This is a genomic window from Paenibacillus sp. BIHB 4019 (assembly GCF_002741035.1).
Lineage (GTDB): Bacteria > Bacillota > Bacilli > Paenibacillales > Paenibacillaceae > Pristimantibacillus.
This window is the reverse complement of record NZ_CP016808.1, coordinates 1,375,636-1,387,569: the sequence shown is the minus strand read 5'-3', so window position 1 is coordinate 1,387,569 and position 11,934 is coordinate 1,375,636. Positions and strand designations below refer to the sequence as shown.

The 11,934-nt window shown below is 48.5% G+C and carries 10 protein-coding genes; 7 read left to right on the top strand and 3 right to left on the bottom strand.

The window, feature by feature from the left end:
• The first annotated feature begins 6 nt into the window (after nt 1-6).
• The 5 genes from BBD42_RS05810 to BBD42_RS05790 all read left to right on the top strand — a co-directional run bounded on the left by BBD42_RS05810 (nt 7) and on the right by BBD42_RS05790 (nt 5,645).
• On the top strand, nt 7-1,179 hold the full coding sequence (locus tag BBD42_RS05810; RefSeq protein WP_099517394.1) for an alpha/beta hydrolase family protein: 1,173 nt from the start codon (nt 7-9) through the stop codon (nt 1,177-1,179).
• A 36-nt stretch (nt 1,180-1,215) separates the two neighbouring features.
• Nucleotides 1,216-2,193: an ABC transporter substrate-binding protein gene (locus BBD42_RS05805; protein WP_172455410.1), complete on the top strand. Its 978-nt coding sequence runs from the start codon at nt 1,216-1,218 to the stop codon at nt 2,191-2,193.
• Entirely contained in the window at nt 2,190-2,984 is a 795-nt protein-coding gene (locus tag BBD42_RS05800; RefSeq protein WP_172455409.1) for a hypothetical protein, read from the top strand. Before BBD42_RS05805 ends, BBD42_RS05800 begins: the two co-directional genes overlap by 4 nt.
• 184 nt (nt 2,985-3,168) lie before the next feature.
• Complete coding sequence (locus BBD42_RS05795) at nt 3,169-4,464, top strand: GntP family permease (RefSeq protein ID WP_099517391.1); 1,296 nt, start codon at nt 3,169-3,171, stop codon at nt 4,462-4,464.
• Nucleotides 4,465-4,487: 23 nt separating this feature from the next.
• Nucleotides 4,488-5,645, top strand: coding sequence for a glycerate kinase family protein (locus BBD42_RS05790; RefSeq protein WP_099517390.1), 1,158 nt, complete (start codon nt 4,488-4,490; stop codon nt 5,643-5,645).
• Here the strand turns inward: BBD42_RS05790 and BBD42_RS05785 are convergent.
• Nucleotides 5,629-6,663, bottom strand: a complete 1,035-nt coding sequence (locus BBD42_RS05785) for a CdaR family transcriptional regulator (RefSeq protein WP_099517389.1) — start codon at nt 6,661-6,663, stop codon at nt 5,629-5,631. The genes BBD42_RS05790 and BBD42_RS05785 overlap by 17 nt on opposite strands.
• A 250-nt stretch (nt 6,664-6,913) precedes the next feature.
• On the opposite strand from BBD42_RS05785, the gene BBD42_RS05780 reads away from it, so the two are divergent.
• Nucleotides 6,914-7,840, top strand: coding sequence for a hypothetical protein (locus BBD42_RS05780; protein WP_099517388.1), 927 nt, complete (start codon nt 6,914-6,916; stop codon nt 7,838-7,840).
• 196 nt (nt 7,841-8,036) lie between these two features.
• Here BBD42_RS05780 and BBD42_RS32160 read toward each other — a convergent pair whose 3' ends face one another.
• Nucleotides 8,037-8,513, bottom strand: coding sequence for a hypothetical protein (locus tag BBD42_RS32160; protein ID WP_099517387.1), 477 nt, complete (start codon nt 8,511-8,513; stop codon nt 8,037-8,039).
• A 130-nt stretch (nt 8,514-8,643) separates the two neighbouring features.
• A complete protein-coding gene (locus tag BBD42_RS05770) occupies nt 8,644-9,429 on the bottom strand; it encodes an AraC family transcriptional regulator (RefSeq protein ID WP_172455408.1) in 786 nt (261 codons plus the stop codon).
• Nucleotides 9,430-9,620: 191 nt separating this feature from the next.
• Between BBD42_RS05770 and BBD42_RS05765 the strand changes: the two genes are divergently transcribed.
• On the top strand, nt 9,621-11,570 hold the full coding sequence (locus BBD42_RS05765; protein WP_099517385.1) for an alpha-L-arabinofuranosidase C-terminal domain-containing protein: 1,950 nt from the start codon (nt 9,621-9,623) through the stop codon (nt 11,568-11,570).
• The last annotated feature ends 364 nt before the right edge of the window (nt 11,571-11,934 follow it).

The following is an 11,934-nucleotide window of genomic DNA, read 5'->3' as shown; positions in this document are numbered from 1 at the left end:
CGGCATTTGAACAAGCCTCCTTGGAATCTGAACGAGCTATACGAAATACCTGCTGTATACCCGGCTTCCGAGCAGACCGGTTGTGAAATTAGGGCTTTGTTTTATCAAGGGGTTCCTTATCAAGGAAGGGAAACGCGGATTTTCGCTTATTATGGTGTGCCTAGCGGTGCATCAAGTGGGGATAAAGTTCCAGGCATCGTGCTTCTTCATGGTGGTGCTGGAACCGCGTTTTCTGAATGGGTGAAGAAATGGACTGCTCGAGGTTATGCTGCAATTGCTATGGATTTGGAGGGCCATACCCCCTATGTGGACAAAAATAGCAGCACATCTGCAGAAGAGGAGTGGCCGTGCCATCGCTGGAGCGGACCGGCCAAGCAAGGCGTATTTGCAGACTACGATCAGCCATTGGAGGATCAATGGATGTATCATGCTGTGGCGGCGGCAGTGGTTGCCCATTCGCTGCTTCGGTCGTTTCCTGAAGTAGATGAAAGCCGCATTGGCATAACGGGCATTTCATGGGGCGGCATTATTACGAGTCTGGTTTCCGGCTTGGATACAAGGCTCTCTTTTGCCATGCCGATTTATGGCTGTGGTTTTTTGAGCGAGCCGCTAACCGTATACGGAAAGGGCTTCGCGCTAATGCCGTCTGCCGATGCGGAACGGCTTTCTTTATTGTGGGACCCAGCGACCTATTTGCCCCAGAGCCGTCTGCCAATGCTGTGGCTGAATGGCAGCAACGATACGCACTTCCCGCTGTCGATCTTCATCAAATCCTACGAGCTGAACAGGAAATGCCATCCGGCAAGCACGCTGAGTCTTCACTATGGGCTGGGGCATTCCTACGTAGAAGCATGGTCTTGCGAGGAAGCCTATGCGTTTGCGGACAGTGTAGTAAAGGGCGAGCCTAAGCTGGCTGAAATGATGGAGATGAGGCAGGAGGGGGAGCATATCAGCGTTCCGTTTATTTCATCGTTGCCTGTTAAGCAAGCTGTTCTCTACTGGTGCAAGGACAACAGCGACTGGAGGCAGGCGATATGGCAGCCAATAGCTGCTTTTCTAAAAGGGAATAATGAAGCTATCGCTAGTCTGCCCGATGAAAAAGGAAGCTTCTTTATGAATTTGACCAATGACAGAGGCTGGACGACGAGCACAATCGTCATGGTTGATAACAGACCATAACAACTTTCTAACGAAGACAAAAGGGGAATGAATCGTATGAACAAACGTTTTTTATTTACAATGACTATAGTAGCACTATTGCTAGTTATGATGACCGCCGCATGCGGCAAAGCTAATGAAGAGGCGGCTTCCACACCGTCTGCTGAAGCGGCGCAGCAGACGCAGGCATCGGATGCGGCTCCGCAAGCTGGGTTTGCGTTTAAAGATACTAAAGGCGAGCAGACTTTGCCTAATCAGCCAGAAAATATTGTTACGACGGTTACTTATTTGACTGATCATATGATTGCACTTGGTATGGTGCCTAAGGCAACGGTTAAGTCGCAGAACGAGGATTTTCCGCTTTATTTAAAACCGTTTTTGGATGGTGTGGAAATTATAGGCGAACAGGGCAAAGTGAATCTCGAAAAGCTGCTTGCGCTTGCTCCTGAATTAATTATTACAGATACAAACAGCGAGGATATCTATGAATCTTACAAGCAAATCGCTCCTACAGCGATGCTGGAAAACGGATATGTAGCACCGGATTGGCAGACGGCTTTCCGTGCGACTGGTGCTGCATTTGGCTTGAACGATAAGGCTGAACAGGTGATTGGCGACTATGAACAGCTAAAACAAGGCGTAATCGCGAAGGTTCAAAGCAAAGCGAAGGGCAAGACGCTCATGGTGCTGCGCATAAGAAACGATATCCGTTATTACGGAGATATGGACTATAAGTGGCTCTATGACGATTTTGGCTTCGAAAGACCGGCTGTTTTCCCGCTCACCAGTGCCGAAAACAGATATGAAGTGCTGTCTAAGGAAAAACTGCCGGAAATTGATCCCGATTATATTTTGCTCATCAATGACAATGATGAAATTTATAATGAATTGCAGGACTTTAATATTTGGAAAAACCTGAAGGCTGTTAAAGCTAATCAAGTGTACCCCGTTTCCTCGGACTCATGGTTTGGCGGTTATGGACCAAACGCTGCGACTTCCATGCTGGAAGATTTGAGCCGTTTATTCGGTCAGTGATGAACAGGGCAATGTGGGAGCAGCTGGAACGGCATTTCGGAATAGAAAGCGAGCCTGGCAAAGACCTTGGCAAAGAGGCGGTCATGTCCATTAAAGGTGAAGACCTTATAGATGTTGCTGCCATGAGCGGATTTCTTGCTGCCTATAACCAATTGATTGAAGGGATGGATGAGGGAGTCGCCGCAGCTTATTTCAGCAGCTGGTTTGGTTCCGTAATTGCTGCACTGCATTACTCCATATCTGTTTATGATACGGCTCCAAACTTCTCGCTAAGCAATCTTGAAGTACAGTTGATTAAGGAGCCCGGATTTACGAAGGTCGGCTTTCGGGTTGAGCGAAAGGAAGCGGAGCAAGCGCCGGACGATTTAGCTGGAAGGCAGAGGCAGCAATGGCTGGAGCATGTGCTGTTCCATTTTTACAGAAATACTGCACATCCTTTAATGGAGTCTCTGGCTCAAGCCTCAAGCTTAAATATCGGTTTGCTGTGGGGGCAATTGCCTACTGCTCTGAACAATTACAGAGAGCGCCTGCAGCAGTCCATAACAGACGAAGCCGTGTTGAAGCAGCTAGAAGCTGACGAACGGTTCGTGCAGGCACTGCCTTCCGAATGGTTCGGAAGAAGCAAAAACCCGTTTCATGTCAATGTTCGCTATATCCCCAACCCGCTGGACCCAGAAAAGCAGCTTGCTCTGAAAAATGTATGCTGTCTGCAATTCCGCCGAAAAAACCGCTCCTATTGCTACACTTGTCCGCGCCTGACGCGGCAGCAGCGAGCGGAGTGGAAAATCTAAGCTAATTTAAAAACGTGGAGCCTTCCTATGTGGAGGGCTCCATTTCATTTTAAACGCTAGACCAATCTGAATCATCATCATTGTGCACATGCACAATATATTTCGTCCTTCCACCAATATTTATTCTGCCCGCTAGCACCTATAATGAAAGCGTGTTCAACAAGTGCATGGGGGGCAAGGGACGATGGAAACTTTATCAATTAGCTGGATAGGTGCCCTGGCGGGGCTGGCAATCGCCATCATATTCATTTTGAGAAAGCTGAATCCGGTCTACTCTTTATTTTTGGGAGCGATTGTAGGCGCTTTAATTGGCGGGGCCAATCTGGAGCAGACCGTAAATGTGCTCGTAAATGGCACGCAAAGCGTCATGGGAACGGTGCTCCGTGTCCTTGCAGCCGGGGTGCTTGCAGGCGTCATGATGGAATCGGGGGCGGCGGAGACGATCGCACAGGCCATCGTTCGGAAATTTGGAGGCAGTAAGGCGATTTTGGCTTTAGCGCTGGCGACAATGATCATTACGGCGGTCGGCGTGTTCATTCCCGTTGCTGTACTTATCGTTGCTCCAATTGCGCTTTCAGTCGGGAACCGGATGGGCATCTCCAAGCTGGCTTTGCTGGTGGCCTTATCTGGCGGGGGCAAGGCTGGAAACGTCATATCCCCGAATCCAAACGCTATCGCTGCTGCACGCGGATTCGATCTGGATCTCAGCCATGTTATGCTAGCGGGGCTGGTTCCTGCGGTCTGTGGACTAATCATTACAGTAATCGTGGCTTCTATGCTCAAAAATAAAGGTATTAAGGTAGCGGATCATGAAGTAGAGCAAGGTGAAGTAGACATGTCCCAATATCCACCGCTGAAGAAGGCGATTGTAGCGCCGCTGGCTGCTATTCTTTTATTAATGATTAACCCGATTGGTTCGATTACGGGAATTGAGGCTCTATCCACGTTTAAAGTCGATGCGATGTATATTTTGCCCATAGCGGGTATTATCGGATTGCTTGCGATGGGACAGGCCAAGAACACGGTGAAGTATACGACCTCGGGATTGAATAAGATGACCGCAACGGTGCTCATTCTGGTTGGTGCCGGAGGTATTGCCGGACTCATCTCCGCATCTGATCTATCTTCTGAGGTCGTACATCTGATTGAAACGTCAGGGATATCGGGAACCTTCCTGGCACCGATTGCAGGCATCTTGATGGCTGCGGCTACGGCCTCTACGTCTACAGGCGTTATTTTAGCAACGGGTTCATTTGGTGATGCGATTTTGAATATGGGTACGGCGCCGATTGCCGCAGCCGTCATGGTGCATACCGGAGCGACGGTTATCGACTCTTTGCCACAAGGAAATTATTTTCACGTCTCAGCCGACAGCATGAAGATGACCGTGCGACAGCGTATGGGGGTTATTCCTTATGAGGCTGTCATTGGCGGCACGATGGCTATCGTAGCTACTTTGCTTTACGGTTTTATCCTTTAATAACGAGGATGGGGTGAGAGAAAATGAAAGAAACGATATTCGTGCTGGCACCAGATTCATTCAAGGAAAGCATGACAGCAAAAGAAGTTTGTATCGCGATGGAGAAAGGGCTAAGTAAGATTTATCCGGGAGCAGGTTACATTCATGTACCGATGGCTGACGGAGGAGAAGGAACGGTGCAATCCCTTGTGGATGCTACAGGCGGGACTATACATCAGATAGAAGTAAGCGGACCGCTTGGCCAGCCCGTAACAGCAACGTATGGCATTGCAGGAGATGGTGCAACGGCGGTTATCGAGATGTCATCGGCCAGTGGCATTCATCTGGTGACGAAGCAAACGAGAAACCCGCTTTGCACCACTACTTATGGGACGGGCGAAGTAATTCGCGCTTGCTTGGATCAGGGAATCCGCAAAATCATTGTTGGAATCGGCGGCAGCGCCACTAACGATGGGGGAGCGGGCATGGCGGAAGCGCTCGGTGCAAAGTTTCTTGATGCACAAGGGCATGTACTTGCGCGTGGGGGAGGAGCTCTGGAGCATTTGGCCCGCATTGATGTGTCAAAGCTGGATGAACGTTTGCGGGAAGTGCAGTTTATTGTCGCTTGCGATGTGACCAATCCGTTATGCGGGGAGCATGGCGCTTCGCAAGTATTTGGCCCGCAGAAGGGAGCTACGCCGGAAATGGTTCAGCGGCTGGATGCGAACCTGTCTCATTATGCAGATGTCGTTAAGCAGCAATTGCATAAGGATGTTCGGGACATGCCGGGAGCAGGCGCAGCTGGCGGATTAGGCGCGGGCTTGTTGATTTTCACACAGGCGGTTTTGCGCAAAGGCATTGAAATTGTCATTGAATATACAGAGCTTCGGGACAAGCTGCTCCAAGCCGATATCGTGTTTACGGGTGAAGGAGGCATCGATTTTCAGACGAAATTTGGCAAAACCCCCTATGGCGTAGCACAGGCAGCCAAGGAAGCAGGAAAGCCGGTTATTGCGCTTGCCGGATACGTTGGAGAAGGAATCGAAACGTTATACGCCGAAGGCATAGATGCTGTGTTCGGCATTGTTCCAGGGGCCTCCGATTTGGAGAAGCTTCTGAAGGAAGGCCCGGACAACGTAGAGCGTACTGCCGAGAACATTGCGAGGGTGCTGAAATTGGGACTGCTTACTGATAGAAGGTAAGCAAGCCATGGGTTAGCTCAATAAGCTCCAGCAAGTCGCGCGGGTTTTTGCCTGTAAGAGTCTGTATCCGTTTGAGGCGATATTGCAGCGTATTGCGATGAATGCTGAGTTCATCAGCTGTTGCTGTCATGCTGCCGCTATGGCGGATGAAGCTGCGGAGCGTGTCGACTAAATCGGCGGTATCCTCCAGTTTGCCCACCAGATTAGGGTGCCGGGTTAGATCGGCATGGCTGAAGCGCACGAGAAACCGCACATCTTCATACCGGATCAGGCGGGAGGCAGAACCAAGCGCTGCTAAGATGTTCATGGCCGATCTAGCCTGCTCATAACATGCTGCAATGCTTGCTTCCCGCCTGCTTATGGCGATGCTGGCTTGAGGCTGCTCCTGCCTGAAACGTTGAACAATGGCATCCAGCTCAGATTCATTTTGAATGAAAACGATATGGGCATCCTCGTCATCCTGAATGGAGAACGAAGGAAGCTGAAGCAGCATTTTATTTGTAACAGCATTGAGCTGGATGGATTTTATGTATAGGAGGACAGTTGGCAATTGCAGATCAAGCTTGTAGGGTGCAGCTTCTTTTTTGATTTTCTGTGAGTAGGAGCCCGTATGGCTCAGCAGCCGCTCCAGAAAAGCTTGTTTGCGGGAAGCTTCATGGGCTAGGCTTTCCAGCTGATTGCGCTGCTCAATGAGCAGGGATACCGTCGTGCTCACAATGTTGGAGAAAGGACGCACCTCGTCGGGATGCCCGGAGATGCCCACTACAGCGACGTACTGGTTATGGATCATAATCGGTTCATTCGTACCCATTTTCGCAAGCGCGCTATCTTGCCAGACCTCAATTCGTTTTCTGGTAGTCAGAGCCTGAACGGCACCCTGATGAATGGTACCTATACGCTCCTTCTGCCCGCTTCCGATAATAATGCCATGTTCATTCATAATATTAATGTTGTAGGGGATGTCTTGCATCATTTTGTCGACAATATCCTGAGCCTGCTTTCCTGATAGCTGCAGCAACCGTGCTCCTCCTGTTCTATCGTTTCATTCTGGGTGCAAAAAACCGGTATGTCAAAGTTGGTTATTATTGTGCATCTGAACGAAAGTATAAGCGAGTTGCGCGGCTAATTCAAGACAGGCTGTTGGAGACGAGCATGCCCGCTTGATCCTTTGCCATACTTCTACCCTGTTCAGGCGTACCGTGCACAGGCATAATTCAGTTATTGAATACCGACGGTGCTTTTGATGATATCGAAGGGGAGGAATGGATATGTTTGATAAAACGGTAACGCTGCAGCCTTATGCGGATATGTCTGTGCATATGGAGGGCTTTGAGGTGGTCTCGGCCCAGCTCGGCGGGGATGAATGCGTGTATGTCTTGCTGGTTAACCGCATCCCGAAACGGATACGAGGCATGCACGTCCCATCAGCGCTGAAGGAAACGTACACCTATAAGGTGCTCGTCATAGAAGATAATTATATGGAAGCAGTGGTGATTGAGGGACAGCATTTCAATTATCATTATGTGCAGCCCCTTCGGAATAAACTGCTGTTGGTCGGTGCGCGCTGTACTTATTATGGGTTAGACAGATATGATTTGAACGCCAAAGTATGTGACTATAAAGGCGAGACCGTTCGCGAATTTATGCTGGGAGACGGCATTCAGAGCGTTCAGGTAACGGAGAAGGGCACCATTTGGACCAGTTATTTTGACGAAGGCGTTTTTGGAAACAACGGGTGGAATCACCCCATTGGGGCACAAGGTCTCCTGGCTTGGGATGAGCATGGCAACAAAATATATGAAGACCACACGTCGAATATCGCGGATTGTTATGCGCTGAATGTCGTGAATGAACAGGAGATCTGGTTCTATTTTTACACGGACTTCCTGTTAGGCCGCATTTCAGGCGGACCCGGGCAGGCTAAGGTTACCTATATGAATCCGAATATTTCCGGCTCCGCCGGGTTTTGTACGGATGGGTACCACTTTTTATTCGACGGCGGCTATGGCAAGCATGAGACCTTTATTTTGAAGAGAAATGAAAGCCCAGGCAGCTTGAGTGCAGGGCACAAAATCCATTTTTTGAATGAGCAGGCGGAGCCGCTTAAACCGCACACCCGGGATTTTCGAGAAAATCGCGTGCTGTTTAGCGAAGGCAACTATTTGTATAGGGTAGCGATCGAAGAATTGGTTTAGTTTATTTATGCATGTATGCATTATAGGACAAAGCCAGTAGGGCTTTTTCGCTGATCCGGAAGGCAATATTCATTCGTTGTTTGCACGCAATCCCATTGGAGCGAGTCCACAGTAGGAATTAAACAAGCAGACAGCCCTCAGCTCATGTTATTAATGAGTGAAGGCTGTCTGTTCTTTTTTTGCCCAATCGTCCGTTTTAGTCGAGTCCTGCTTGTGCCTTGGATAGCAGCTTTCCATTATTGAAAGAGAGCACCGCATTCGCCCCTGTATCCCCTGCGCCAGAATAGGAGTAGACGACCATATCTGCGGTTTCGCTCAAAGCTTGGCCGTTGCCGCCAACTATTTCAGTTACTTCCTTATAGGTCATGCCAATTTCTATTTTCTGATACTGGGCAAAGGTAATCCGCACATTATCCCCTTTGTCAGCAGGACCATTATCGCTTGGTGCAGATACATCGACACTGCCGCCAGCTTGATTTATGGCTGCAACTGTTGATTTCAGCTCTTCCAGCTCCTGCTCCTTAGCGGCAAGCTGCTGTTCCAGCCCGGCAACCCGTTTCTGCAAGCTGTCAAAATCTGCTTGTGCAGGTCCTGAAGAGCCGCATGCTGAAAGGGCAAGCAGCGACAATATCAGGGCTGCTCCGCCTACCCATCGTCTATTTTTATTTTTCATAGAGATAACCCCTTTTCTAAGATGAACTTGCTTTCAGACGGCATGCCGCTATTTTTGGAAATAAAAAACAATGCCGCCATCCAGTTTACCATAGTGAAATCCTGCTGTAACTGAGGCTTTGGCTCTGGTTCTAATTTCTTAGAACCGCTTCTCTATATTGGCTGGGTGTTCGTTTCATATGCTGCTTGAATTGTCTCATAAAATGAATCTCGTTATTATAACCGCTCATCTCCGCGATTTTCTTAACGGAAATATCCGTCGTTGAAAGCAAATATTTCGCATGCTCGATTCGACTTAGAATCAAGTCTGTAATCGGGCTAACGCCAAAAAAGTCCTTATACAAGTGCTGAAAGCAAGATTTGCTCATCGTCAGCTCATGAGAAAGTCCCGCTATCGTCCACGGGAGAAAAGGCTGATTGTACATTTTAGTGCGGACGATCGACATATTATTGTAGTGGGTGCTGCTCATTTCATTGTTAGAATCATGGATTTTGTTGCTTAGCTTAATAAAAAATAGCTTTAAATATAATTGAATCGTTTCTGACCTGAAACGGTTAGAGGAATAGTTTTCGTAGCACAAATGGTTAATCATCATCGACAGCTCATTCATGTCTCCGATGCGGACAATTTGGTTTTGAGGAATGTCCAGCTCAGCGAGCAGAGCTTCATCGCCCTCCTGCAGCTTGAAGTGAAACCAGTCATTCGTAAACTGCGCTCCGCATGCCCGGTACATTTGCGGCTCGTCCTCGCTGTAAAGAATGAAGGAGTTCGGTTCAGTCCGTACTTCCGAGCCATTTAAGGTGAAAAATGCAGGTGTTTTCAAAAGCAGCAGCATGTAGTCGCCGGAGCCCAGCGGCCTGTTTATAATAAAATCGCTATCGTGGCTATGATTAAAGCCGATATTTCCAATATTCATAAGCTCCTCCATGGATACGGGGTATGCCCGGGGTATGCCCATTGTATAATCCGCATGCGGCGTTGTAAATATAATTTGCACAATAGGTTAGTAGATACGCATAATGTGTAATTGAATGTGCCTGCCCTTCTAAACTATGCTGGTTTTATTAAATTCAACGTTCAGCGTGACGTGGCGAAGAGGGGATATATATGCAAATCAATATAACAAATCAACGTGGGCCTGCTATCGAGAAGGGCATGATCGGGCTATTTTTTGAAGATATCAATTACGGGCTGGACGGTGGCCTTCATGCTGAAATGATTGAAAACCGTTCCTTTGAGTTTCAAAAAACAACGGGACACAAGGGCAGCGTTGAAGAGACGTATGCGGGACTTTATGGCTGGAGTGCATACCCGCAAGCTGCAAGCGGCGCTATTTTGAATATTGAAACGGACAAGCCGCAAAACATGACAAATCCGCACTATTTGGCGTTCACCGCGACGGATAGCCAGAAGGCTTTTACGAATAAAGCTTATGATGGCGTTTGTTTGAAGAAGGATGTGGCTTATCATGTCTCTTTCTACGCACGGGCGGAAGGTTATACAGGCGGCATTGAGGTGCTGGTTGAGAAAAATGGGACAGTCATGGCTTTCGCAGAAGCCACTTCATCCGTCCAAGGCGAGTGGATTCAATATAAGGCAGAGCTGCGCGCTAGCGAGGCGGTTTCCTATGGCGCTTTTGTCATTCAACTGAACGAGCCGGGCACCGTCTGCTTTGATTTTATTTCCATGATTCCCGCGGATGCGGTGCTGGGACTATTCCGCACAGATTTGGTAGAGCTGCTGAAGGATATGAAGCCGGGATTTTTGCGGTTTCCCGGAGGCTGCGTCGTAGAGGGCTACTCTCTGGATAACCGTTACCAATGGAAGCATAGCATAGGAAAAGCGGAAGAGCGGAAGCCAAATACCAACCGTTGGGCGCTGCACGGAAATAATGAGGAAAACCAGTTTATGAGCCCATACAGCCACTACAATCAGACGCTCGGAATCGGGTATTATGAGTATTTTCTGCTATGCGAATATTTGGGGGCGAAGGCAATCCCGGTCTTGAATGTTGGACTGGCTTGCCAGTATCAGTCCGATGAGCTCGTCTGCGTCGATACGCCAGCTTTTCAAGAATACATTGACGATGCGCTGGATCTGATCGAGTTCGCAAATGGACCAGCAGATTCGCCATGGGGACTTATTCGGGCGCAAATGGGGCATCCAGAGCCTTTCGGCTTAGAGATGATTGGTCTCGGTAATGAGCAGTGGGAAACGGAGCATGTCGATTTTTATAAGCGCTCCGACCTGTTTCAGCAAGCTATTCACAGTAAATATCCAACGATGAAGCTCATCGGCTCAGCCGGCCCGGACATTTCCTCTGAAAACTATGAAAATGCGTGGAAATACTATAAAGACAGAACAGCGAAAAATCCGGATTTCGTGTATGCGGTAGACGAGCATTATTATGTAAAGCCGGAATGGCTGTGCGAGAACGTCCATTTCTATGATAAATACCCAAGAAACATTAAAGTGTTTGCTGGCGAATATGCCGCTCACCATGGCAATGGCATGAATGCGCCCCATTTTAACAACTGGAGTGCCGCTTTGGGAGAGGCAGCCTTTATGACGGGGCTTGAGCGGAATGCCGATGTAGTCGTCCTTGCTTCTTATGCGCCGCTATTTGCAAGATTGGGCTATTCGCAGTGGTCGCCGGATATGATCTGGCTGGATGGCGAGCATTCTTATGGCAGCCCTAGCTACTATGTGCAAAAAATGTACAGCACGCTTATGGGAAGCGAACTGCTTAAGGTCGTCCATGAAGACGAGGAAATTCCGTTCTCCGTCTCCTATGATGCAGAAGAGGGCGCGATCTTCGTGAAGCTGGTCAATACGCTCGATCGTACCGTACGGGTAGACCTGAAGACCGAATTCCAGCTCGCCGAGAATGCGGAAGTTTACATTATGCAAGGCGGAGAAGATGCGGTCAACTCTATAGAGCTCCCGCTTAACGTAGCTCCGCAAAAGCACGAAATCAAGGTGGACAGCACGATGGAATATGAGGTCCATGCGAAGTCATTCCATGTCATTAAGATGTTTTGCAAGGATGGAAAATAGGGGAAGCTTGAATGGTGCAATAGGAGTTACGGCGGTGGGTTGAACAGGTAGGAGAAAGGCTCGGAAGGGACTAATATGAAATAGAGGGAACCAGCCCAGCAGCGGAATGGAAGCATCCGTTGCTGGGTCTGGTCTTTTTTTTCGGCGTGGTGGAAATGGAATTAACATCAGTCTTAGCTGCAAATTAGCTATACGTCGGTCAAGCAGCATGCTATAGTCGAATAAAAGAGGAAGCAGGGGAATTATCCCATTTTTAATAGTAGATTTAGCATTCTTGAATCGGCCAAGGAGATGGATTTCATGGCGCAGGAACTATATGAAATGCATTATTCATGAAAAAGTCAGCCGAGATTCGCACATTTTA